Annotated in this window: 19 protein-coding genes and 2 tRNA genes; 2 read left to right on the top strand and 19 right to left on the bottom strand. The window is 71.5% G+C overall.

Features of this window, described 5'->3' with window-relative positions:
* Positions 1-98 precede the first annotated feature (98 nt).
* A complete protein-coding gene (locus AC5L30_RS25935; RefSeq protein WP_494870222.1) occupies positions 99-674 on the top strand; it encodes a hypothetical protein in 576 nt (191 codons plus the stop codon).
* Positions 675-819: 145 nt separating this feature from the next.
* Here AC5L30_RS25935 and AC5L30_RS25930 read toward each other — a convergent pair whose 3' ends face one another.
* The 5 genes from AC5L30_RS25930 to AC5L30_RS25910 form a co-directional block, all read right to left on the bottom strand.
* Complete coding sequence (locus tag AC5L30_RS25930) at positions 820-1353, bottom strand: SUKH-4 family immunity protein (RefSeq protein ID WP_494870220.1); 534 nt, start codon at positions 1351-1353, stop codon at positions 820-822.
* Between the two features lie 184 nt (positions 1354-1537).
* A tRNA-Ile gene (locus tag AC5L30_RS25925) sits at positions 1538-1614 on the bottom strand.
* 122 nt (positions 1615-1736) lie between these two features.
* Positions 1737-2975, bottom strand: coding sequence for an FAD-dependent oxidoreductase (locus AC5L30_RS25920; RefSeq protein WP_494870219.1), 1239 nt, complete (start codon positions 2973-2975; stop codon positions 1737-1739).
* Entirely contained in the window at positions 2965-5082 is a 2118-nt protein-coding gene (locus AC5L30_RS25915) for an MMPL family transporter (RefSeq protein WP_494870218.1), read from the bottom strand. The genes AC5L30_RS25920 and AC5L30_RS25915 overlap by 11 nt, the downstream gene beginning before the upstream one ends.
* 157 nt (positions 5083-5239) lie before the next feature.
* Positions 5240-5312, bottom strand: a tRNA-Asn gene (locus tag AC5L30_RS25910).
* A 261-nt stretch (positions 5313-5573) separates the two neighbouring features.
* Between AC5L30_RS25910 and AC5L30_RS25905 the strand changes: the two genes are divergently transcribed.
* Positions 5574-5978 (top strand): hypothetical protein, encoded by a 405-nt coding sequence (locus AC5L30_RS25905; RefSeq protein WP_494870217.1) that lies wholly within the window; start codon positions 5574-5576, stop codon positions 5976-5978.
* A 64-nt stretch (positions 5979-6042) separates the two neighbouring features.
* Here the strand turns inward: AC5L30_RS25905 and AC5L30_RS25900 are convergent, their stop codons facing one another.
* The 14 genes from AC5L30_RS25900 to AC5L30_RS25835 all read right to left on the bottom strand — a co-directional run bounded on the left by AC5L30_RS25900 (position 6043) and on the right by AC5L30_RS25835 (position 24521).
* On the bottom strand, positions 6043-7050 hold the full coding sequence (locus tag AC5L30_RS25900) for a sugar phosphate isomerase/epimerase family protein (RefSeq protein WP_030488695.1): 1008 nt from the start codon (positions 7048-7050) through the stop codon (positions 6043-6045).
* A gap of 213 nt (positions 7051-7263) precedes the next feature.
* Complete coding sequence (locus tag AC5L30_RS25895) at positions 7264-7767, bottom strand: sensor histidine kinase (RefSeq protein ID WP_494870216.1); 504 nt, start codon at positions 7765-7767, stop codon at positions 7264-7266.
* Positions 7768-8044: 277 nt separating this feature from the next.
* Positions 8045-10147, bottom strand: a complete 2103-nt coding sequence (locus AC5L30_RS25890) for a ThuA domain-containing protein (protein WP_494870214.1) — start codon at positions 10145-10147, stop codon at positions 8045-8047.
* Positions 10148-10222: 75 nt separating this feature from the next.
* Entirely contained in the window at positions 10223-13078 is a 2856-nt protein-coding gene (locus AC5L30_RS25885; protein WP_494870212.1) for a PQQ-dependent sugar dehydrogenase, read from the bottom strand.
* 217 nt (positions 13079-13295) lie between these two features.
* Entirely contained in the window at positions 13296-14363 is a 1068-nt protein-coding gene (locus AC5L30_RS25880) for a polyprenyl synthetase family protein (RefSeq protein WP_494870211.1), read from the bottom strand.
* Positions 14360-15775 carry an alkaline phosphatase family protein gene (locus AC5L30_RS25875; protein ID WP_494870210.1) on the bottom strand — a complete coding sequence of 472 codons (1416 nt, stop codon included), beginning with the start codon at positions 15773-15775 and terminating at the stop codon, positions 14360-14362. The genes AC5L30_RS25880 and AC5L30_RS25875 overlap by 4 nt, the downstream gene beginning before the upstream one ends.
* Complete coding sequence (gene eboE, locus AC5L30_RS25870) at positions 15772-16971, bottom strand: metabolite traffic protein EboE (RefSeq protein ID WP_494870209.1); 1200 nt, start codon at positions 16969-16971, stop codon at positions 15772-15774. Before eboE ends, AC5L30_RS25875 begins: the two co-directional genes overlap by 4 nt.
* Positions 16971-17828, bottom strand: a complete 858-nt coding sequence (locus AC5L30_RS25865) for a TatD family hydrolase (RefSeq protein ID WP_494870208.1) — start codon at positions 17826-17828, stop codon at positions 16971-16973. The genes eboE and AC5L30_RS25865 overlap by 1 nt, the downstream gene beginning before the upstream one ends.
* Positions 17829-18437 carry an EboA domain-containing protein gene (locus AC5L30_RS25860; RefSeq protein ID WP_494870207.1) on the bottom strand — a complete coding sequence of 203 codons (609 nt, stop codon included), beginning with the start codon at positions 18435-18437 and terminating at the stop codon, positions 17829-17831.
* A gap of 54 nt (positions 18438-18491) precedes the next feature.
* Complete coding sequence (locus AC5L30_RS25855) at positions 18492-19490, bottom strand: sugar phosphate isomerase/epimerase family protein (protein ID WP_494870206.1); 999 nt, start codon at positions 19488-19490, stop codon at positions 18492-18494.
* Positions 19487-20446: an SCO3242 family prenyltransferase gene (locus AC5L30_RS25850; protein ID WP_494870205.1), complete on the bottom strand. Its 960-nt coding sequence runs from the start codon at positions 20444-20446 to the stop codon at positions 19487-19489. The genes AC5L30_RS25855 and AC5L30_RS25850 overlap by 4 nt, the downstream gene beginning before the upstream one ends.
* Positions 20430-21596 (bottom strand): inositol-3-phosphate synthase, encoded by a 1167-nt coding sequence (locus AC5L30_RS25845; RefSeq protein WP_494870204.1) that lies wholly within the window; start codon positions 21594-21596, stop codon positions 20430-20432. The genes AC5L30_RS25850 and AC5L30_RS25845 overlap by 17 nt, the downstream gene beginning before the upstream one ends.
* A gap of 642 nt (positions 21597-22238) precedes the next feature.
* Positions 22239-23414 carry a Gfo/Idh/MocA family protein gene (locus AC5L30_RS25840; protein WP_494870356.1) on the bottom strand — a complete coding sequence of 392 codons (1176 nt, stop codon included), beginning with the start codon at positions 23412-23414 and terminating at the stop codon, positions 22239-22241.
* A 54-nt stretch (positions 23415-23468) separates the two neighbouring features.
* Positions 23469-24521, bottom strand: a complete 1053-nt coding sequence (locus AC5L30_RS25835) for a substrate-binding domain-containing protein (RefSeq protein ID WP_494870203.1) — start codon at positions 24519-24521, stop codon at positions 23469-23471.
* Between the last annotated feature and the right edge of the window lie 94 nt (positions 24522-24615).

The following is a 24615-nucleotide window of genomic DNA, read 5'->3' as shown; positions in this document are numbered from 1 at the left end:
GAAGCCGGTCACACATCACGTAGGGTCTTCGGATGGTCGCACGGATCCTGGCGCACCTCCGCCCGCCGCTTGTCGTCTGCGGACACCTGGTTGCCCTGGTGTTGCTCGTCCTGGACGCGCGCCGTGAATGGAGTGCGTACGGGCTTGTCATGCTCCTCCTGTTGCTCGGTGCGCTTGCCGCGATACCAGCGGCGTTGGTCGACTGGCCAGGGTTCCGGCTGATCAGCCTGATCGCACAGACCGTCGGAGCCTGCGTCGTCGCGTTGGCTCTCCATGACTCGGCCGACAAGCGGGCTCTCTGGGTGTACGCACTGTCCGCCCTGGTGGCGGTGATCTCGCCGACCAGCCGGCCAGGGCTTGGCCGGACGACCATGATCGGCGTGGGGGCGGCAGTGGTGCTCACCATCGGCGTGTCGGCTCCAGCACTGGCCTGGGGTGGTGGTCAGCCCGAGGCGCTGGTTTGCGTGCGGCAGGGGCAGTCCGCTGAGGAGCTGGTGCGCGAGAGCCACCACTTCGACCCGGATCAGGTGATTTCGGGCTTCGGGTCGGAAGGGCCGCAAGCGCCGTGCCTGGAGGTGCTGTTCGATCCCGGTGCCACCGCTGGCGACGCCGCCGACGTCGTCCGCCGCTACTCCGTGGACCCGAGGGTCTCGTCCGTCAGCCGGACACGCTGACACTCAGCGCACAGGTGCGACCGAGGGACTATGAGATCAGGACGGGCGATCCGGTGACCTGCGCAAGGGGTGCCCTACCAGCGGAGACGCCTCTCGGCATCTCTCACCACTCCCCCGCCGGGCCGAGAGAGGAGACCTGCGTCGATCAGTAGAGCCACCGGTCGAGCACTCCGGGCCAGAAGTGGGTTGTATGGTCGCCGTCCCCGAACGCGGGCGGGTCAAGGGCCTTGATCCGCTCCAACAGGTCGGCGAGCTCCGCAAGTGCTTCGTCTTCGGCCTGTCCGTCTTCCTCCCAGCGGTCGATGACGGTCGAGCTGGTCAGCCAGCTACCAACCATGTGCAGCGAACACAGCCAGTGGGTGATCGTTGAGTTGACGAACCCGGTGCTGCCGTCCGACGACCAGATCTTCACCTCACCGCTCCCCGGCGCGGCACCGTACACCCAGTCCAGGTCATCGGCGTTCGCCAACCGGTACATCGTCGGCTCCGCGTGGAATGACACCGCACTCACGAGGCCATCGATCAGCGGTACGCCAGAGGAGACCAGCGCGGCCTTCTGCGGCTCGGGAAGCCGCCACGTCGCCACGTCCAGCTCGGTAGCACGCACCACCCGCCCAGTACCGGCCCAGCCCGTGACCGCCTCGAAGGCGGGAGGCAACGGAAGATCATCAACGGGCACGCCAATGAGGGTAGTCCGGCCACGGTTCCAAGCAGGCAGTGTGCGTTGTAGCGGCCAGGCATTCGATCATTGACCGGGCGGCGGGTCGTGCTGCTGCGGACTCAGTGCGGACCGAGGGTGTCGGTCTGGACCTCGATGCGGTTTGCCTGGGTCGTCGGCAGCATGGCCGACAAGGGGAATTGCGTGGTGGGGCGGGCGGGACTCGAACCCGCGACCGAGGGATTATGAGTCCCCTGCTCTAACCGGCTGAGCTACCGCCCCGAACACCGCGCCGGATCTTATCCCGCTCGGCGATCCGCAGCCAGCACCGAGCCGGCCGGGCGGGAACGCCCGCACCAGCACGATGGGCAACAGGAATATAACAGCGTGCTCGGGTACGCCTGTCAGCCGGCGCGCAGCTCGTCCAGCACGGCGCCGGCGGCGCGCCAGCCGCTGGTGAGAGCGCCCTGGATCGATGGGCTGTCCCGGTGGTCGCCGGCCACGAACAGGCCCTCCCCCAACGCCACCGGCTTGCGCAGCCGCCCCTGCGGTGGCGGTGCGGCGGGTAGCGCCTCGGGGATGGCCACGGTGGTGAGGTGGGTCCAGTCGGCGGTGGAGCGGCCGTACAGCCGGGTCAACTCGGCTCGGATGGTCGGCTCGGGTGGGGCCGTCGGGCCGACCACCGAGGTGGCGATCAGGTGCCGTCCGGTGGGCGCGTACGTGGTGGCGGCGTTGCTGAGCACCACCGTGTTGGCGACGAGTTCGCGTCGGTCGCCGTCGACGAGCAGGATCGGCTCGCTGAGCGGCGGCTCGGGCGCGCTGTGGTAGTAGGTGGTGTAGCTGTGCATGCGTACCGTCGCCAGGGCCGGCAGCAGCGCGGCCGCGGCGGGCGGGTCGACGGCGACCACGACGGCTCGGCAACGGATGTCGCCGGCCTGGGTGCGGACCCGACCCGGGGCGACCTCGGCGACCGGGGTGTCCAGGTCGAGCAGGTCGGCCGGCAGCGGTGCGGCGATGGCCCGGGGCAGCGCGGCCATCCCTTCGGCGGGCAGGCCGATCCGGCCGCGGGCGAAGGAGCGCAGCACCATCGCCAGTACGTGGCTGGAGGTGGAGAGTTCCCGGTCGATGAACACACCGGAGAGGAACGGTCGCAGCAGCTCCTCGATGATCGCGTCGGAGAGGCCGGCGCGGCGCAGCGCCGTCTCGGTGCTGGTTTCCGGCGCGGCGAGCAGCCGGGACGCGGGGAGGGTGGCGCAGCCGGTGGCGAGCGCGGCGAAGCGCAGCCGGTCGAGCAGGGAGCCGACCCCGGCGAGCGCGGTGCCAGGCCCGCCGGTCGGCTCGCGCAGCGGGTTGACCAGCCGTAGCAGCTTGTCGCCCTTGCGGACCAGCACGCCGGAGGTGAAGTACCCGAGGTTGAGCTGGTCGGTGTCGAGCAGCGTGCCGAGCCGGGGGTAGGCGGTGTTGAGCACCTGGAAGCCCCGGTCGATGAGGTGACCGTCGACCACGTCGGTGGCGACCCGGCCGCCGAGCCGGCCGTCGGCCTCGACCAGCCGCCAGGGCACGCCGGCGCGGTGCAGCCGGCGGGCGGCGGCGAGGCCGGCCAGGCCGCCGCCGACGATGACCACATCGGTTTCAGCCAGCACCGCGCGCCTCCCGCTCACCGTTCGCCCGGGACAACCGGCCCGGCCACCAGATCTTCGGCCCGATGTCGTACGCGAGTGCGGGCACCAGCAGCGACCGGACGATGATGGTGTCGATCAGTACCCCGATCGCGACCGCCGTACCCAACTCGACGAGCACCACCAGTGGCAGGACGGCGAGGGCGGAGAACGTCGCGGCGAGCACGATGCCGGCGGAGGTGATCACCCCGCCGGTGACGGCGAGGCCGGCGAGCACCCCGGCGCGGGTGCCGCGCTTGACCGATTCCTCGCGGACCCGGCTCATCAGGAAGATGTTGTAGTCGATGCCGAGCGCGACCAGGAAGACGAACGCGAACAGCGGGAACGACGAGTCCACGCCGGGGAAGCCGAAGACGTGGCGGAACAGCAGCGCGCAGAGGCCGAGGGTCGCCGCGAAGCTGAGCAGCACGGTGGCGATCAGCAGCACCGGGGCGAGCAGCGCGCGCAGCAGCAGGGCCAGGATGACCGCGATGACCACCAGCACCACCGGGATGATGACGTTCTGGTCGCGCTTCGCGGCGTCCGAGGTGTCCACGTTGATCGCGGTGAAGCCGCCGACCACCGCGTCCGCGCCGGGCACCTGGTGTACGGCCGCCCGCAGCTCGCGGATGGTCCGCTCGGCGCCGTCGCTGTCGGGTGGGTCGGCCAGGGTCGCCTCCAGCTGCACCCGCCCGTCGACGACCTTGGGGGCGGCGTTCTCCTCGGGTGGGCCGGTCTGCGGGCCGGCGGTGAGGGGGCGAATGTCGGCGACGCCGGGCACGTCCTTCGCGACCTGGGCGACCTGCCGGGCGGTCTGCTCGGTGGTGAAGATGGTGGCCGGGCTGCCGGTGCCGGCCGGGTAGTGCCGGGAGATCACTTCCTGGCCGTCGACCGAGTCGGTGCGCTGGGTGAACAGGTCGGACTGGCCGAGGGTGGTGGCGCCGAGCTGGGTGAGGCCGAGCGTCAGGAGGGCCAGCACGGCGGCGGTGGTCAGCCAGATCGGCCGGGCGTGCCGGGCGACGAAGCCGGCGACGCGGCTCCAGATGCCGTGTTCGGCCCGCGGGTCGGCCTGGTCGGCGCGGGGCCGTCGGGGCCAGAACGCCCACCGCCCGCCGAGCACCAGCAGCGCGGGTAGGAAGGTGAGCATCACCAGCAGGGTGGCGGCGATGCCGATGGCGGCGACCGGGCCGAGCGCCCGGTTGGAGTTGAGGCTGGACAGCAGCAGGCAGAGCAGGCTGACGATGACCGTGCCGCCGGACGCGATGATGGCCGGGGCGGCGCCCTTCCAGGCGGTCTTCATGGCGCCCCAGGGGCGGTCGTGCCGGTGCAGCTCCTCCCGGTAGCGGGCGATCAGCAGCAGCGCGTAGTCGGTGCCGGCGCCGAAGACCAGCACGGTGAGGATGCCCTGGGCCTGCCCGTTGAGCTTGACCACGTCCGCGTCGGCGAGCAGGTAGACGAAGACCGAGGCGAGGGCGTACGACATCCCGGCGGCGAGCAGCGGGAAGATCCAGAGGACCGGGCTGCGGTAGACAACCAGCAGGATGACCAGCACCACGACCAGGGTGACCAGCAGCAGCGGTCCGTCGATGGCGGCGAAGACCTCGATCAGGTCGGCGAGCAGGCCGGCCGGGCCGGAGACGTCCACGGTGAGGCCGTCCCGGTCACCGCCGGTGATGTCGCGCAGTTGCTCGACGACAGCGCCGATCTCCTCGCCCTCGGCGTCGTCCACCGGTACGACGACCTGGAGTGCCTGGCCGTCGTCGCTCGGGATGGGCGGGGGCAGTGGGGTGACCACGCCGGGGACCTGGGCGAACCGGGCGGCGTCGGCGCTGACCCGTTGCCGGTCCGCGTCGGTGATCCCGGCGGGCCGCTCGTAGACGACCAGCGCCGGGATGGTCTGCCGGTCGACGAAGTCACCGGCGAGGCCCTGGGCGCGGGTCGCCTCGGCGTCGGTGGGCAGGAAGGCGGCGTTGTCGTTGGTGGCGACCTCGCTGAGGCGCCCCGCGTACGGGCCGGCCACGCTGCCGATCACCAACCAGGCCAGGACGACCGCCACCGCGATCAGCGTGGCCCTGCCGCCTCGTCCGGACATCCGCACTCACCCCAGGGATCGATGCATCAATCGACGCAGCGGGAGCCTCAGTCGACATCGACCATCCTGCCGGGCAAGCAGGTCGAGGGTGGGTGAAACTGGGTCACACACACGAAACGCCCGCCGGCCGGCGAGCGGCTGACGGGCGTGTGTGAAGCTCCCCCGATTGGACTCGAACCAATAACCTGCCGGTTAACAGCCGGCTGCTCTGCCAATTGAGCTACAGGGGATCGTGCTCCGCGCGACTTCGGATCTCCCCGACGCCGTGCGACGGGACAAGAGTACAGGACATCCCCGGGTGGTGGTCCAGTGGGTTCCCTCCCCTCCGTCACATTGACAATCGGGGTAAATCGCCATCCCGGCACAAGCATGCTTGAGCGGAGAGCAGGATGGGTAGTTAGCTGCGGACAGAGGACGCAGGCGCGAACAGGTCGCCTTCCGACGGGGCAACTCGCCGGGGCGACGGCGCGTCAGGTACGGAAGGAGCCGCCATGCGCGGAAAGATCATGTTTCTTGGCGGGCTGGCTGCGGGATTCGTCCTGGGCGCCCGTGCCGGCCGGGAAAAGTACGAAGAGCTCGTGGTCCGGGGCCGCAAGGTGCTCGACCACCCGACCGTCCAGGAGGCGGCCGGGGTCGCGCAGGCCCAGGCCAACAAGCTCTACAGCGAGGGCAAGGACAAGCTCGGCCAGACCAAACTGGGCGAGAAGCTGGGCACCGGTAACGGCAGCTCCGGCAAGCAGGAGTTGACCGCCGCCGACGACGCGTTCGCCGGCACGCCCGCCACCGTGGGCGCCAAGGCGGGCACCAGCACGGTCGGCACGACCTCCGGGTCGCCGTCGTCCACGAACCCCCGCACCAAGCCGTCCGGCTCGGGCACGAACGCCAGCACGCTCTGACCAACCGCACGTCGACGGGCCGGTCGCCGCAGGGCGACCGGCCCGTGGTCTGTCCGACGTGCGGTCAGTCCTTGCTGCTGAACGCCGCGTCGAAGGCGGCGCTCGGTGCGTCGAAGGCGAGCCGGCGGACGAACTGCAACGCCTCCGGGGCGCCGACCAGCCGGTCCATTCCGGCGTCTTCCCACTCGACCGAGATCGGGCCGGTGTAGCCGATCGCGTTCAACGCGCGGAAGCAGTCCTCCCAGGGCACGTCGCCGTGGCCGGTGGAGACGAAGTCCCACCCGCGGCGCAGGTCGGCCCAGGGCAGGTGCGAGGCGAGCCGGCCACGCCGGCCGTCGCCGGTACGCACCTTCGCGTCCTTGCAGTCCACGTGGTAGATCCGGTCGGCGAAGTCGAAGATGAAGTTCACCGGGTCCAGCTCCTGCCAGACGAAGTGCGACGGGTCCCAGTTCAGCCCGAACGCGGGCCGGTTGCCAATCGCCTCCAGCGTCCGCTTCGTTGTCCAGTAGTCGTACGCGATCTCACTCGGGTGCACCTCGTGCGCGAACCGCACCCCCACCTCGTCGAACACGTCGAGGATGGGGTTCCACCGGTCGGCGAAGTCCTGGTAGCCGCGCTCGATCATCGACGGCGGCACCGGCGGGAACATCGCGAGGGTGTGCCAGATCGACGAACCGGTGAAGCCGACGACGGTCTTCACCCCGAGCTTCGCCGCCGCCCGCGCGGTGTCCTTGATCTCCTCGGCGGCCCGCTGACGAACCCCCTCGGGCTCCCCGTCGCCCCAGATGCGGCCGGGCAGGATGTCCTGGTGCCGCTCGTCGATCGGGTGATCGCAGACCGCCTGACCAACGAGGTGGTTGGAGATCGTGAAGACCTCAAGGTTGTGCTTCGCGAGGGTCTCCCGCTTGCGCTCGACGTACGAGTCGTCGGCGAGCGCCTTGTCGACCTCGAAGTGGTCGCCCCAGCAGGCGATCTCCAGACCGTCGTAGCCCCACTCGGAGGCGAGCCGGCAGACCTCCTCGAACGGAAGGTCGGCCCACTGGCCGGTGAAGAGCGTGATGGGTCGCGCCATTGTCCTTCTCCCCTGTTGTGATGGGGGATTCCTTGTGCGGACCGGGGCGAGGGTGACCGGACGTACGTGGCGGTCGGGCGGTCACCGGTGGGTGCGGAACACACCTGAGCCCGGCGGGTTGCGCCTCCCACCGGGTCACCGGCCACCAGCACGGTCGCCGACCCCCACCCTATTTCCGCACGCCCCCATCGGGGAAGCCCTGCGGTCGGCCGATCATCCGACCATTTCCTCGGGCGCGGGCAGGACAGCCCGTACGGTGAAGCCGCCACCGGCGCGCGGGCCGGCCGAGAACGTGCCGCCGAGGCGCTCGGCGCGCCTGCGTACCCCGAGCAGACCTCGCCCGGCGGCCTGGCTGCCGCCGCCGGACGGAGCGGGACCGGCACCCTCGTCGCGGACCTCGATGGTGATGCCGGCGGCGTCGTAGCGCAGGCGGACCCCGACCGGAGCGCCCGGCGCGTGCCGGCACGCGTTGGTCAGCGCTTCCTCGATGATCCGGTACGCCACCACGTCGACCGGGCCGGGCAGCGGCCGGGGTTGCCCGGCCATGCTCCACCGCACCGGTTGACCGGCGGTGAAGCCCTCCACCAGCGCGTCGAGACGGTTCAGGCTGGCTGTCGGCTCGGACGGGTCGTCGGGCTCGTCCGCCCGGCCCAGCGCACCGAGCAGCTGATGGCCTCGCGCCAGCACCGTCCCACGCCACTGCGCGAACAACCCCATGCAGGTCAAGGTACGGCAGCCCGCTGCGAGCCGTCCCCCGGCGTCGCCCGAACGCGCCCACCCGTCGGCGTTCTCGAAGGCACCGCGTCGACGGGCCGCGTGCGACGGGCGAGATCTGCGAGTCGGGGCACCCATCGCGGGTGACACCACTTCCCGAGCCTCATTGCTCCGCCAGAGCCGACCAGCCCGGCCGGTCGGGGCACACCCGGCCCGGCATGGTCGGCGCTGGGCGGGAGGGGCCGACGCCGTGAGCGTCGACCCCTCCAGCTCTAGTCGGTCAGGGCAGGGTCCACTTCTGGTTGGCCGCGTTGAGGCAGGTCCAGAGGTGCACGATGGTGCTGTCGGCGGAGTTGTTGCCGGAGACGTCCAGGCACTTGCCCGACGACGGGTTGCGCAGGGTGCCGTCGGACTGGGCTGCCCAGTTCTGCGCGCCGCTGCCGTTGCAGGTCCAGAGCTGGATCTTGGTGCCGTTGGCGGTGCCGCTGCCGGAGACGTCCAGGCACTTACCGAGCGCCTTGATCGTCGAGCCGGACACGGTCCAGCTCTGCGCCGTGCCGCCGTTGCAGGTGTAGATCTGGATCTGGGTGCCGTCGGCGGTACCGCCGCCGCGTACGTCCAGGCACTTGCCGGCGAGACCCTTGATCGGGCCGACCCCGGGAGTGCCGCCACCCTTGACCAGGGTGAAATCGTCCAGGTCGAAGAGCCCCGTGCCGCTACCGGTGAAGGTGAGGTAGAGGTTCTGGGTGCCGGACGGGACGTTGGACAGCGCCGTGGTGACGTTGGCGTACGTCGTCCAACTGCCGGTGTTGGGCACGGCGACCGAGCCGAGCACCGGGCCGGTGGCCGAGCCGGTGCGCACCTGGATGGTGCCACCCGCCCCGCCGGAGACGACCCGGGCCGTGAACGAGGTGACCCCGGTCAGGTTGACCCCGTTGTACGCGGCCCAGTCACCCGGGTCGACGTAGCCGACGGTCTGCCCACCGTTGGCGCCCTCCTTGGTGAACGCGGAGACGCCGTTGGCCGAGCTGAACGTCTCGGCCTGGATCGTGCCGGTGGGCGGCGGGGTGGTGCCCAGCTCCTTGATCCGGATGTTGCGGAAGAAGGTGTCGTCACCGGTGCCGTGGTTCTGGATGCCGATGTGGCCGGCGAGCGAGCGGACCGGGTCGGTGTTGGTGAAGTCGTTGATCTTCACTCCGTTGAGGAAGACCTGTAGCCGTTCCCCCTCGACCAGCAGCTCGTAGGTGTTCCACTCCCCCGGTGCGTTCAGCGCCGCGTCGCGGGCGGCGATGTCGGCGGCCTTGTACGTGTAGATCGCGCCGGTGGTGCGGTCGACCGCGTCGGTGGCGTCGATCTGGACCTCGTAACCGTTGTTGATCGCCGAATACGGGTCACTCGACGGCGGGAACCCGATGAAGACGCCGGAGTTGTCGTCACCGGCCAGCTTCCAGTCCAGCTTCAGCGAGTAGTTGGTGAACTGCTTGGCGTTGTACCAGTACAGCCCCATGCCGCCGACCGAGGTCAGGGTGGCGTCGGAGTTGGTGAAGCTGCCCGGGCCGGCCTGTGACCAACCGGCGGTCGAACCGTTGTAGAGCGGGGTGTAGCCGGTCTCCGGCCGGCAGTCGGCCTTGCTGCGACCGGAGGCGTACCGGATGCCGCCGAGCAGGTGGTTCCGGAACCCCGACTCCGCGTACGACGCCTGGGTGTGCCCCGCCCCGGTGTAGAAGGACCGGCCACCGCTGTAGCTCTTGCACCAGCTCAGCGGGTGGTCGGCACCCATCCCGCCGCCGGAGTACGACGACTCGTCCAGGGTGGCCAGCACGTGCGCGCTCGACCGGGCGTTGGTGCGGTAGTTGTACCACTCGTCGGTGCGGGTCCAGGTCTGCGGCAGGTGAGCGGTGGCCGCGTGGCCCCGGTCCTCCACCTTCATGTTGGCCTGCTGGATCGCGGGGTGCGAGGCGAACCACGCGCCCACGAGGTTGCCGTAGAACGGCCAGTCGTACTCGGTGTCGGCTGCGGCGTGCACACCCACGTACCCGCGGCCGGAGCCGATGTACGACTCGAAGGCGGTCTGCTGGCTGGCGTTGAGCACGTCGCCGGTGGTGTTGAGGAAGACGACCGCCTCGTACTGGTTGAGGTTGCTCGTGGTGAACGCGGCGGCGTCCTCGGTCGCGGTGACGGTGAAGTTGTTCGCCGCCCCCAGGTCGCGGATGGTCTGGATGCCGACCGGGATCGCGTCGTGCCGGAAACCGGCGGTCTTGGAGAAGACCAGCACGTCGTACGGGGCGTCGGCGGCGCTGGCCGGGGTGGCCGGGGTGGTGCAGGCGATGACGGCGAGTGCGGCCATGGCCGCACCGAGGACGGGTCGCAGGCGTCTGCGCATATCGCTCTCCTAATTGCGGTTAGGAGGGGCCCCTCACACCACACTAGGCGTTGTCGAAGGGCCCCTCCCGCCAGCTCAGGGCAGGGTCCACTTTTGGTTGGCGGCGGTGGTGCAGGTCCAGAGGTGGACCACCGTGCTGTCGGCGGAGCTGTTGCCGGAGACATCGAGGCACTTGCCCGACGACGTGTTGCGGAGCGTGCCGTCGGCCTGGGCGGCCCAGTTCTGGGCGCCACTGCCGTTGCAGGTCCAGAGCTGGATCTTGGTGCCGTCGGCGGTGGCACCACCCGAGACGTCCAGACACTTGCCCAACGACTTGATCGTGGAGTTGGGGGTGACCGCCCAGGTCTGCGCGGCGCTGCCGTTGCAGGTGTAGATCTGGATCTGCGTGCCGTCGGCCGTGGCGGCGTTGCGCACGTCGAGGCACTTGCCACCGAGGCCCTTGATCGGCCCGGCCCCGCCGGCCGGGGGCGTCCCGGTGACGAAGGTGAAGGCGTCCAGGTCGTAGAGCGCCCCGGTGCCCGACCCGGCGAAGGTCAGGTAGAGCGTGGTCGTGCCGGTCGGCGGGTTGGTGATCGTCCCGTTGACCGTGGTGAAGGTTTCCCAGCCACCGGTCACCGGGACCGTGGCCGAGCCGAGCACCGTGCCGGTGGCCGAGCCGGCCCGGACCTGGAGGGTGCCACCGGCACCCGCCGAGGAGACCCGGGCGTTGAACGAGGTCACGTTGCCCAGCCGGTACGGCTGGAACGCGATCCAGTCGCCGTTGTTGATGTCACCGACGGTCTTGCCCCCCTCGGCCGGGGTCTTGCTGAACACGTTGATCCCGGACGAGGTGCCGTAGAACTCGGCCTGGCGGTGCCGCGGCGGCAGCGTGTGCTGGGTGTGCGTGGTCAGCCCACCAGCGTCGGTGTACTCGGCGTCGAAGATCGCGAAGATGTTCGCCGCGTCGTCGTGCTCACCGTCGACCGGGATGGTGATCGAGCCCGAGCAACCGGTCTTCGAGGTGATCTGGTGCCCGTGCTGGTCGTGCCCGAGCACGTAGGTCATCTTGACCTTCGTGCAGTCGATGGTGCCGTCCTCCGGATCGGTGACCGTGATGCTGTACGGCACCGTGTCCCCGAAGCCGAACAGCTGACCGTTGCCCGGGTTGTTGATCGTGACTGTGGGCGCGGTGTTGCCGACGCTGATCTGCACGCTGCTGGTGCCGGTGGCACCCTGCGGGTCGCGCACCGTGAGCGTGGCGGTGTAGGTGCCGTTGGCGCTGTAGGTCTTCGTCGGGTTGGCAGCGGTCGAGGTGGTCCCGTCACCGAACGCCCACGAGTAGGTCAACGCGCCGCCCTCGGGGTCGGACGAGCCGGCCGAGGAGAAGGTCACCGCGAGCGGGGCCGCACCGGAGGTGCGGTTGGCGCTGGCTTTCGCGGTGGGCGCCCGGTTGCCGCCGCCGACGTAGTCGAAGCGGTAGAGCGCCGAGTTGGCGTCACCGTTGAAGTAGCCGGTGCCGTAGTCGAGCACGTAGTACGCGCCGTCCGGGCCGAACGCCGAGTCCATCACCTGCTTGCCGACCCAGGGGAAGGTGTCGATGACGCCCCGGGAGCCGTCGGCGTTGACGTGGATCGGCTTGATCCAGCCTCGGCCGAACTCGGTGGCGAAGAACTGCCCGTCGAACGACTGCGGGAACTTGGTGGTGGAGGTCGACGAGGCGTTGTACCGGTAGACCGGGCCGCCCATCGGCGACTCGGAGCCACCGCCGAACTCGGTCGGGGTGCCGGCGTCGCCGGCGTACCGGATCCAGGCCGGCTGGGCGGGCGGCAGGGTGGTCAGGCCGGTGTTGCGGAACGAGTTGTTGGTCGGCCCGCCGGTGCAGTTGTACTTCGCACCGCTGGCGCTGGTCGCGAAGTCGAACTCGTTGTACGTCTCGGTGGTGGTGTTGGTGCCGGTGCAGTACGGCCAGCCGTAGTTGCCCGGCGCGGCGACCCGGTTGAACTCCACCTGGCCGGACGGCCCGCGGGTGGAGCTGGTCGAGCCGGCGTCCGGCCCGTAGTCACCGACGTAGACCACCCCGGTGGCCTTGTCCACGCTGATCCGGAACGGGTTGCGGAACCCCATCGCGTAGATCTCCGGCCGGGTCCGGGCCGTGCCGGGGGCGAACATGTTGCCCGACGGGATGGAGTACGTGCCGTTGGCGTTCACCTTGATCCGCAGGATCTTGCCACGCAGGTCGTTGGTGTTGCCGGCGCTGCGCTGCGCGTCGTACGCGGGGTTGCGGTTGGTCCGCTCGTCGATCGGCGAGTAGCCGGACGACTCGAACGGGTTGGTGTCGTCGCCGGTGGAGAGGTAGAGGTTGCCGGCGGCGTCGAAGTCGATGTCCCCACCGACGTGGCAGCACACGCCCCGGCTGGCCGGGACGTCGAGCACGTCGACCTTGCTGGCCTGGTTGAGCGTGAAGTCCGAGTTGAGGGTGAACCGGGAGAGCCGGTTGACGCCGTTCCAGGCCGAGAAGTCGGTGCCGGTGGCCGGCGCGTCACCGCCGGGGGTGGAGAGCGGCGGGGCGTAGTAGAGGTAGATGTGGCGGTTGCTGGCGAAGCCCGGGTCGATCCCGACGCCCTGCAACCCTTCCTCGTCGTGCGTGTAGACCGACAGGGTGCCGATCACGGAGGTGGTGCCGTTGGCGTCGGTGCGGCGCAGGGTGCCGTTGCGGGCGGTGTGCAGGACCGAGCGGTCCGGCAGCACCGCCAGCGACATCGGCTCACCCATGTCGGTCACGCCGCGGGCCAGCTCGACCTGCTGGAAGTCGCTGGCGACGATCGTGTGCGCCTGGGCGGGGGCCGAGCCGGCGGCGAAGGTGACCGTGCCGGCGGCGACCGCCAGCAGCAGCGCTGATCCGGCGGAGAACCATCGTCGGGACCGTTGTCTGGGAGCGTCCTTCATGGACATTTGTGCTGTCCCTTCCTGACGAGTGACTGCCAGGCCGGGCGCGCGCCGTCGCGCCGGATGCCGTAGCGGTGGTGGGGGTCGATGGGTTACCGCGCCGCCGGTTCACCTCGACGAAACATTGTCGTGTTGGTCACGACACTAAGTCGCACGTGTCGATGTGTCCATACCTTCCGGCGGTTCAGCATCAACTTTTGTCGATTTGATCGAAAGTCGCCGGTCAGGCGCGTCGGTCGATCGCCTGCCCGGCCAGCGCAACCAGGGCCGCGCGGGCCTCGTCGGCCACCACGGCGCTCTGCAGAGCGGAGAGCGCGGCCTCGGTCCGGACCCGGATCATCTGCTCGATCCGCTCCCGGGCGCCGGTCGCCTCGATGATGTCGCGCAGCTCCGCCGCGCCCTCGGCGTCCAGCGCCGGGTTGCCGAACAGCTCGCGCAGCCGGATGGTCTGCGGTCGGTCGGCGGCGCTGCGGGCCAGCGCCATCATCACCGTGGGCTTGCCCTCACGCAGGTCGTCCAGGACCGACTTGCCGGTGACCGCCGGGTCACCGAACACGCCCAGGACGTCGTCGCGGAGCTGGAACGCGTCCCCCAGCGGGTCACCGAACTCGCCCAGCGCGGCGATCAGCTCCGGCCCCGCGCCGGCCAGGGCCGCGCCGATCTGCAACGGGCGGGTGACCGTGTACCGGGCCGCCTTCATCCGGATCACGGTGAGCGCGCTGGCCACCGAGCCATCCCCCACGCCCGAGACCAGGTCGAGGTACTCCCCCGCGATCACCTCGGTCCGCATCAGCGCGAACACGCTGTACCCCCGGTGCACCTGCTCGGTGCTCAGCCCGCACTCGTGGAACATCTGATCCGACCAGGCCGCGCAGAGGTCCCCACAGAGCAGCGCGGTGTTGCGGCCGTACGCCTCGGGGTCACCGCGCCACGAGGAGCGGGCGTGCAGGTCGGCGAAGAGCCGGTGCACCGAGGGCTCACCCCGGCGGCGGTCACTGCCGTCCAGGATGTCGTCGTGGATCAGCGCGAACGCGTGGAACAGCTCCAGGGCCGCCGCGGCCACCACGATCGGGGTGCCGTCGGCCGCCCCGGCGCCGCGCCAGCCCCAGTAGCAGAAGAGCGGTCGTAACCGCTTGCCACCGGCCAGCACGAACCGTTGGAGCGCGGTGAACACGCCTCGCGGCGCCCCGTCCGGCCAGTCCGGGCCCTGCCGGCTGAGAAACCCGGCCAGCTCCGCGTCGAAGCGCGCCCGCAGCTCGCTGGCGTCGGTGGGCGCGACGGTGACCGTCATGAGCCCTCCCCCGACCCGCCCGTACCGCCGGGGCTGAGCCCGGCCAGCTCCAGCAGCAGCGCCTTGACCTCGGTCGCCGCGATCTTGTCCCGGGCGGCGGTCGGGTCGGAGCAGAGCAGCACCGGGCCGTCCGCCGGGTCGTCCGGCAGCCGCCCGTGCGAGCCGCGCACCGCCCGCGCGCCGGCGTCCAGGCCGACCGCGCTCATCAGGTACCGCATGCCGAGCTTCTTGCGGGCCAGCGCCACGCCGGCGCGGGCCTTCGCGGCACCGGGGTTGGCCGGGTCGAAGAACAGCTCCGCCGGGTCGTAACCCGGCTTCCGGTGGATTTCCACCAGCCGGGCGAAGTCCGGTGCCTGGGCGTCGTCCAACCAGTAGTAGTAGGTGAACCAGGCGTCCGGCTCGGCCACCAGCACCAGCTCACCGGCGCGCGGATGGTCCAGCCCGTGTGCGGCCTTGCCCTCGGCGTCGAGCACCTCGGCCACCCCGGGCAGGTTGGCGCAGAGCTTCGCCACCGCCGGCACGTCGGCCGGGTCCCGGACGTAGACGTGCGCGATCTGGTGGTCGGCGACCGCGAACGCTTTCGACGTCCACGGGTCGAGGTACTCCATGCCCGCCTGGGTGTGCACCCGCAGCAGCCCCTCGGCGCGCAGCAGCCGGTTGACGTCCACCGGCCGGGACACGTCGGTGATGCCGTACTCCGACAGCACCACCACTGTGGCGTCCCGGGCCCGGGCGGCGTCCAGGAGTGGGCCGAGCACCGCGTCCAGCTCGGCTGCCGCCGCGGCGGCCTGGGCCGACGACGGACCGAAGCGTTGCAGATCGTAGTCCAGGTGCGGAACGTAGACCAGCGTCAGGTCGGGTGACACGTCGGCGAGGATCTGCTCGGCGGCCTGGCAGATCCACCGCGACGACGGCAACCCGGCGGTCGGCCCCCAGTAGGTGAAGAGCGGGAACGTGCCCAACCGCCCGGTGAGCGCGTCGTGCAGCTCCGGCGGGTCGGTGTAGCAGTCCGGCTCCTTGCGCCCGTCGGCGTAGTAGACCGGGCGGGGCGTCACCGTCCAGTTGACGTCCGCGCCCATGGCGTACCACCAGCAGACGTTCGCGACGGTGTAGCCGGGTTCGGCCCGTCGGGCGGCCTGCCAGAGCTTGTCCCCGCCGACCAGCGCGTTGTGCTGCCGCCACAGCAACACCTCGCCCAGCTCCCGGAAATACCACCCGTTGCCGACGATCCCGTGCCCGCTGGGCGGCTCGCCGGTGAGGAACGTGGACTGCACCGAGCAGGTCACGGCGGGCAGTACGGTGCCCAGCTCGGCCCGGAAGCCGCCGTCGGCGACCCCCCGCAGCCGAGGCATGTGTGCCAGTAGTCGGGGCGTCAACCCCACCACGTCGAGGACCACCAGTCGCCGGCTCATCGCGTCACCCCCATGCTCACGGATCGCTCTGCGGTCAGGCCGAGGCCGACCAGTTCGTCCCGGGCGAAGGCCAGCTCCGCGGCGATGCCGGCGGCCAGCTCCGCGTCGGTGCCGGGCCGTCGGGCGGCCGGCAGCACCCCCCAGGTGTACGTCTCGACGTCGAGGTGGTCGCAGCCGGCGGTCGGGCCGTCGAAGAGCGCTCTCAGGGCCGCGCGGAGCACCGGCAGGGTCGAGCCGAGCGGTTCCTCGGGCGGGGCGTGCAGGGGCACGTGGTAGTGCACCCGCCACGGGCCGGGCAGTGCCCGGTCCAGCGCCTCGTCCAGGTCGTCGGCCGCGTACGTCGGGTCGGCCGGGTCGGCCAGACCGGCGCATCCGGCGCCCCGGGTCTGGTGCAGGAAGCGTGGCTCCACCCAGCGGCGCAACGCCTCGGCCCCACCCTCCGGGTCGGCGGCCTCGACGGCGGCCGAGACCTGCACCTTCACCACCGGCAGTCCGGCCGTCCGCAGTCGGTGCAGCGCCTCGGCCGGCTCCTCCCAGGCGCAGGCCAGGTGGGCCAGGTCGAGGCAGACACCCAGCCGTTCGGTGTCCATCCCGGACAGCAGCTCGGCCGCCTGACCGGTGCTCTCCACGACACAACCGGGCTCCGGCTCGAAGGCGACGCGCACCTCGCGGCCGGTGTCCCGCTGCACCGTGGCGAGGCCGGCGGCCAGCTGCTCCAGCCGGCGGCGGGCCGCGTCGGCCCGGCCGGTGTCCCACGGTTGACGCCAGGCCACCGGCAGGGTGGAGATCGAGCCCCGGGCGGCGTCGTCGGGCAGCAGGTCGGCGAGCACCCGGGCCAGATTCAGGGTGTACGTCAGGCGTTGCTCGGTGGTCCAATCCGGGTGGTACACGTCCTGCTTGACCACCGGAGCCTGGAAGGCCGCGTACGGGAAGCCGTTGAGGGTGACCACCTCCAGCCCGCGCGCGTCCAGCTCGGCGCGCAACCGGCGGCGTAGCGTCGGGTCGGCGGCCAGCTCGGCGGCGACCGGGGCGGCCAGCCACAGGCCGAGCCCGAGCAGGTCGCTGCCGAGCGCCTCGCGGACCGGCACCGCGTAGGTGTCCAGTTGACCGAGAATGCCGGCGAGGTCCTCGGCCGGGTGCACGTTGGTGCAGTAGCCGAGGTGGACGGTCTCGCCGCCGGCATGTCGCAGCCGCATCAGCTGCCGCCGCGCAGGATCGAGTTGCCGGTCTGCGGGTCCACGGCGGCGGCGGCGTCCAGGTCGCTGAGATCCAGCCGCCCCGACTGACCGTAGAACTCCACCGGGTTTCGCCACAGCACCTGGTCGACGTCGTCGTCGCTGAAGCCGGCCAGCAGCATCGCCTCGCCGGTGGCCCGGGTCAGCAGCGGGTCGGAGCGTCCCCAGTCGGCTGCCGAGTTGACCAGCATCCGTTCCGTGCCGTACTCCCGCAGCAACTCCACCATCCGCTGCGGGGTCATCTTGGTGTCCGGGTAGATGGAGAAACCCAGCCAGCAGCCGCTGTCGCGGACCAGTTTCACGGTCACCTCGTTGAGGTGGTCGACCACCACCCGACCCGCGTCGATGCCGGATTCGGCGACCACGGCGAGGGTCCGCTCGCAGCCGCGCGCCTTGTCCCGGTGCGGGGTGTGCACCAGCGCCGGCAGGTCGTACGCCACCGCGAGGGCGAGCTGCGCCGCGAACGCCTCGTCCTCCTCGGGCGTCATCGAGTCGTACCCGATCTCGCCGACCGCCACCACCGCGTCCTTGTCCAGGTAGCGGGGCAGCAGGTCGAGGACCGGGCGGCAGCGCGGGTCGTTGGCCTCTTTGGGGTTCAGCGCGATGGTGGCGAAGTGGCGCACCCCGAACTGCCCGGCCCGGAACGGCTCCCAGCCGATCAGCGAGTCGAAATAGTCGGTGAACGAGGCGGCGCTGGTGCGCGGCTGACCCAGCCAGAACGCCGGCTCCACCACCGCGCGTACTCCGGCGGCGGCCATCCGTTCGTAGTCGTCGGTGGTGCGCGAGGTCATGTGGATGTGGGGATCGAAGATGCGCATTCACGCCTCCCGGGGCAGTGCGGCGGTGAGCCGGTGGAGCAGGTCGGTGGCGTCGGCGGGCAACTCCCGGCCGGCGGCGTGCCGTTCGGCGGCCAGCGCGGCCAGCATCGCGGCCAGCTCGCCGTCGGCCCGGGTGTCCAGGTCGGCCACGGCGGCCAGGGGGACGCCGCTGAACACGCACTTGAGCACCGCCTGCCGCCAGGCGGCCGGGTCGAGGTGCCGCGCGTACGGGCCGAGCGCGGCGGCGACCAGCCGGGTGTCGTTGGTCCGGATCGCGTCGTGCAGCAACGGGACCCCGTCGGCGCCGATCGGCAGCAGGGGCAGGGCGCGCAGCACGGCTCGTCGTTCGGCCGCGTCACCGTGTTGGTAGAGGCGCTCGGCGTACGCCGCGTGCTCGCCGGGCAGGCTGGTGAGCAGCAGCACCCGGGCCGCGTCGTCGGCGGTCCAGCCGGGGGCGTCGGGCAGCGCGGCCCGACCGCAGCGTCGGCCGACGGCGGGAAAGAGCCGGGTGATCGCGGTGGGCTCGGTGGTGACCCGGCGCAGCGCCGTGTCCAGCCAGTCGGGATCGGGTACGCCTCCCAGCGCGGCCCGTAGTGAATCCGGTGTCATCCCGTCTCCTCCCTTGTGCTGCTCCCCGGTGCCCCGCCACCCTTTGCTCTGCACCTATATATGCACCGGGGCCTCTTCCGCGGGTTGCGCTTTGGCGGGTGTCGCCTCGGCAGGTGTCGCCTCGGCAGGTGTCGCCTCGGCAGGTGCAGAGCAAAGGGTGCGGGCAGGGTCCTCATCGGTTGCCGCGGCGGCCCGCAGGAACTCGATCGACCGGGCGGCCACGGCGGGTGCGGCGTGCGAGTCGCGGGGCAACTCCACCGCGACCAGCCCCTGGTAGCCGGCCGCCGCCAGGGCGGCCAGCACCGGCGGGAAGTCGATCTCGCCGACGCCGAACTCCAGGTGCTCGTGCACGCCCCGGCGCATGTCGTCGATCTGCACGTTGACCAGGTGGTCGGCCACCTCGGCGACGCACTGCGGCACCGGCCAGGGTTCCAGGCACCGGCAGTGGCCGATGTCGAGGGTGATGCCGAACCGGGCCGGATTGTCGAGCGCGGCGTGCAGTCGACGCCAGTCCGCGATGTCCTGCACCAACATGCCCGGCTCCGGTTCGAAGCCGAGGGTGACGCCGGCGGTGTCGGCCGCGTCGACCACTGTGGCGCAGCCGGCCACCAGCCGGTCCCAGGCGCACTGCGGTGACACCGCCTCGGGCCGGACCCCGGCCCAGAACGAGACCGCCTCCGCGCCCAGGTCGGCGCCGACCCGCACGGCCCGGCGCAGGAACTCGATCCGCCGGGTCGGGTCGTCGTGCAGCAACGTCGGGGCGTGCTTGTGCCACGGGTCGAGCAGGTAGCGGGCGCCGGTCTCGATGACCACCGCCAAACCCAGCGACTCCAGCCGTCGGCCGACCGCGGCGACCCGGCGGGTGAGCCCGGGCGCGAACGGGTCCAGGTGGTCGTGGTCCAGGGTGAGCGCGACCCCGTCGTAGCCGAGATCGGCGATGACGGCGAGCGCGTCGTCGAGCCGGTGGTTGGCGAAGCCGTTCGTGCCGTACCCGAGGCGCAGCGTGCTGGCGTCGGCGGCCGGCGCGCCGGGTCGGGGCGCGGGGACGCTCATGTCGGGGAGACCTTCCGGGCCAGCCGTCGACCCAGCGGCGCGGCCGCCGCGACGGCCACCCCGAGCAGACCCGCTCCACCCCGCGCCGTGAGGGCCCCCTGGAGGGCCGGCAAGCCGGTGATCCCGGCGCCGACGGCCGCGCGGACCCGCCCGGCCGACGGGTCCCGGACCACCTCGGCCTGGGCCGCGCCGTACCGGGCCGCGTACCAGCCGGCCAGCACGGCGGGCAGCACCGCCGCGATCGTGGCCGATCGGCTGCGACCCGCGCGCACACCGTTCTCGCCGTGGGTCTCGGCCCGGTCGGTGACCCCGGCCTGGTCCGTCGTTCGGAGGGCGGCGCGTCGGGTGCCCGGCAGGGCGACGGCGGCGCTGGCGGCGACCAACGCGGTGCCGGCGAGGGTGCGCATCGGCAGGGTGGCGTCGGCGCCGGTGACCTCCCGGCGGGACAGCGCGGTGACCGTCCAGGTGTGCGCGGCGACGGTGGCCGCCGCCGGCAACGCCCGGGTCATCCGGCCGCCGGACGCGCCGAGCAGCACGTCCAGCCCTCGGCAGGCGGCCATCACGGCCGGGCCGGCGGCGGTGTTCTTGGCCAGCAGGTCGTACCCCCAGATGGTGGCGGCCAGCGGCACGGCGAGCGCGGCGGCGCGGCGACCGCCCACGGCGGCGGCCAGGCCCACACCGGCGGCCGTGAGGCCCGCCGCGAGACCGACCGCGGCGGCCGGGGTGACCCGCCCGCTCGGGATCGGCCGCTCGGGCCGTTCCTCGGCGTCCAGACGCCGGTCGGCCCAGTCGTTGGCGGCCATGCCGGCCCAGTAGAGCAGCACCGAGGCGCCGGCCAGGGCCGGGGTACGCGGGCTCAACGCGCCGGCCGCCGCGGCCCCGGCGATCACGTCGCCGGGCACCGAGAGCGCGGCCGGCGCCCGGACCAGCTCGGCGAGATCAGCCAACGTTGTCATGGACACTGTCCCCGCCGTCGTGCAGTTGCCGGGTGAAGGCGGTCAGCCGGGCCCACTGCTCGCCCAGTGAGTGGGTGGGCGCGCCCAGCGGGTCCTTGAAGAAGAAGCCCAGGTCGGCCAGCGGCCCCACCTGCCCGGCGGCGTGCGCGGCGGCGGTGAGCCGGGCCAGGTCGAGCACCAGCGGCGCGGCCAGCGCGGAGTCGCAGCCGTGCCAGGTGAACTCCATCCGCATGCCGGTGCCGAGGAAACCGCTGAAGGTGATCAGATCCCAGGCGGTCTTGAAGTCGCCCAGTTCCTCGACGTACTCGATGCGGGTGCCGCCCTGCGGGACGTAGCCCAGCGTCTCGCCGAGCACCCGCTGCTTGCTCTGCACCTTCGCCGCGTTCGCGGCCGGGTCGGCGAGGGTGGCGCCGTCGCCACCGCCGAGCAGGTTGACCCCGGACCAGGAGCCCACGGCCAGGTTGCGCATCGCGAACATCGGCGCGAGCACCGACTTGACCAGGGTCTCCCCGGTCTTGCCGTCGTGCCCGGCGTACGGCAGGCGGGCCTCCTCGGCCAGCGCGGCCAGCGCCGGCAGCCGCAGCCCGGTGGACGGGGTGAAGTCGACGTACGGGCAGCCGGCCACCACTGCCGCGTACGCGTAGAGGGAGCTGACCGGCAGCACCTCGTCCGGCCCGTCGAGGGCGGCGCGCAGCGCGGCTGGGTCGGCGTGCCCGGGGTGCGGTCGAGGGGCCGGCTCGGTGGCGGAGACGTTGACCACCACCACCCGGCCGAGCTCGTGCCGCTCGCGGAAGCTGGTGAGATCACGGACCACGGCGGCGGCCCGATCGGCCTGGGTGACACCGTCCGGTGCGGGGCGCAGCTCCTGCTCGACCACGCCCAGCTCGTCGCGGAGCGCGGCGACCAGCCGCCAGGGGATGACACCGGCGTCGGCCAGCGCCTCGGCGCGCTTGCACAGCGGGGTGGTGACCAGGTCGTGTCCGCCGAAGACCAGATCGGCGAAGGCCGGCAGGGCCGGGCCGCGCAGCTCGGGCAGCTCGGTGACGCAGCCGGTGGGCCCGGCCAGGCCGGCCCGCAGCGCGAGCCCCCCGACGATGCTGGTGGTCGCGACGGAACCGCGCGCTCCTACCAGCCAGACACCTGTTCGCATGGTGCTCCTTCCCCTTCACGAGGAACCGTCGGTACCGCTAAATATAGGAATATCAGAATATGTTTCGGAAAGATACGGCCCGGTTTCGGAAAGTTTCGGCCCGGGTGGATGGGCCCCGTCCGCCCGCCCCGCACCGGAACAGCACCGGCTTCCGACGTCGGCGTCGGCGGCGACGACGCCGGACCGGATCCCGGCAGGTGCGAGCAGACGGGGCTGGTAGGCAGGGTCGGGTCGGCGTCTCGACCCTGCCTCCCCCGCATCCGGCCGGTCGGGGCGTTGGCACACCCCGGCCGGGCGTCTCAGGCCGCCGCGCCCACCGGAACACTCACCGAACCACGATCCGCCGGAACCGGCGAGCGGGTGCGGTACGGGTGGGGGCGGCGGCGGGCGGTGTCATCAGGTCCTCCGGATCTTCACCGGTGGTGGCGGTCCTCCGGTGCGGCCGGGGAATCCCGGTCCGGTCGCACCGGACGACCGTCCTGCTCGTGCGCCACCGGGCCGTACGGCCCGGCTGCACGCTCTCCGATGCCGACCTCTGTCCCGGCCACGGGGCGCAATCCGTGGCTGGTCCCTCGCCGGTCGGCTTCGGAAAGCCGGTCGGGCGATGGCGGTGCGAACACCGCCGTCGCGGATGGTCAACGGTCAGACGGCCGCTGGGGTCAGCGTCGGCTCCACCTCGGCCCACGAGGAGCCGAGCTCCGCCGAGCGGGCCACCGCGTCCAGCACCAGCTGGACCTGCAACGCGTCGGCGAAGGAGGGAGTCGGGTCGACACCGGTGGCGACCGCCTCGATGAAGTCGCGCATCTCGTGCGTGAACGAGTGCTCGTAGCCGATGATGTGGCCCGGGGGCCACCACGCCGACATGTACGGGTGCTCGCCCTCGGTCACCAGGATGCGGCTGAAGCCCTGCTCCACGGCCGGGCGGGTCGCGTCGTAGAACTCCAGCTCGTTGAGGCGCTCCAGGTCGAAGACCACACTGCCCAGCGAGCCGTTGATCTCGACCCGCAGCGCGTTCTTACGGCCGGTCGCGAACCGGCTCGCCTCGTACGTGGCCAGAGCGCCACCGTCGAGCCGCGCCACGAAGACCGCGGCGTCGTCGACGGTGACCGCCCCGGTGGGCGCCGTGTGGCCGTCCACCGTGGCCGCCAGACCGCTCGACTCGGCGGGCAACGGCCGCTCCTTGACGAAGGTCTCGGTGACCGCGCTGACGCCGCTGATCCGCTGACCCGTGACGAACTGGGTCAGGTCGATGATGTGCGCACCGATGTCACCGAGCGCGCCGGAGCCCGCCCTGTCCTTCTGCAACCGCCAGACCAGCGGGAACTGCGGGTCCACGATCCAGTCCTGCAGGTACGTCGCACGGACGTGTCGAATCACCCCGAGCCGTCCGTCGGCGACCAACTGGCGCATCATCGTGACCGCGGGGACCCGGCGGTAGTTGAACCCGCACATCGACCGCACTCCGGTGGCCCGGGCGAGATCCGCCGCAGCGGTCATCGCCCGTGCCTCCTCCACCGTGTTGGCCAACGGCTTCTCGCACAGGACGTGCTTGCCTGCGGCCAACGCGGCGAGAGCGATCTCGGCGTGACTGTCGCCCGGGGTGCAGATGTCGACGACGTCGATGTCGTCCCGGTTGATCAGGTCACGCCAGTCGGTGGTGTACGCGTCCCAGCCGAGTGTGTCGGCGGCGTCAGCCACCTTCGCTGTGTCTCGGCCGCAGATCAACGCCATCCGGGCCCGCGCCGGCAGGTCGAACACGCGGTTCACGGTGCGCCACGCCTGTGAGTGCGCGGCGCCCATGAACGCGTAGCCGACCATGCCGACCCGCAGTTCTTTGTCTGTCGTGGACAAGGTGGGTCTCCCCCCGGTATGTCAGAACCCGAGCTTGTCGTAGCTGCTCGCGTTCTCCTTGGTGATCGTCTCCGAAGCCAGGGTCACTTCCTTGGGCACCTGCAGCTCCGTCAGGTCGCCCAGGCCCCGACCCTGCGCGATGAGCCGCGCGAGCGAGACCGCCGAGGAGGCCATCGACGGGTTGTAGGTGACCGTGGCCTTCAGCACGGTGTTGTCGGCCTTGATCGCGTCGATCGCGAGCTTGGAGCCCGCGCCGCCGACCATGAAGAACTCCGACCGGTTGGCCTGCTTGATGGCCGCGAGCACACCGATGCCCTGGTCGTCGTCGTGGTTCCAGATCGCGTCGATCTTCGGCAGCGCCTGGAGCAGCTGGGACGCCTCGCGCTGGCCGCTGTCCGAGGTGAACTCGGCCGAACGACGGTTCCTCACCGTGAACCCGTAGGTCGCCAGGGCGGCCTTGAAGCCGGCGCTGCGCTCGACGGTCAGCGGAATCTCCAGACCGGCGATCTCGCCGATGACCGGGTTGGCGATGCCCTTGTCCTTGAGCATCTTGCCGATGAAGTGCCCGGCCGAGACGCCCATGCCGTAGTTGTCGCCCTTGATGACCAGCCGCGAGGCCAGCGCGTCGGGGAACGCCCGGTCGAGGTTCACGATCGGGATGCCCGCCTGCATCGCCTGGAGGGCAACAGCGTTGACCTCCTTGCCGTCGTGCGGCAGCACGACGATGATGTCCGGCTTCTGGGCGATCAGGGTGCCGAGCGTGGAGCGCTGGGCCTCGGAGTTCGACCCACCGTCGACCTCCTTGAACTCCACGTCCGAGTAGGCCGCGGCCTGAGCCTTGGCGTTGGCGTGGATCGCGCCCATCCAGCCGTGGTCGGCGGCCGGGGCGGAGAAGCCGATGACGACCTTCTTGCCCGGGGCGTTGTTGCCCTCACTGTTTCCGGCGGCCTTGGTCTGGGTGCTGGCGGCCGGGGTCTCGTTGCTGGTGCAGGCAGTGAGGAGGGTGGCAGCGCCCACTGCGGCTCCACCGAAGAGCAACCGGCGGCGCGACAGGTCGCGACTGTGCTGGGTCATGAATGACCTCCTGGGAGCGGGATTTGACTTATTGAGGGTGTGCGAGGCCCGGCCACCGTCGAATTTCTCGACGTCGCCAGGACAACGGTGCGGT

It is taken from the genome of Micromonospora sp. BQ32 (assembly GCF_059358895.1).
The sequence above is the reverse complement of the archived record's forward strand: the minus strand, read 5'-3'. Positions and strand labels throughout refer to the sequence as shown.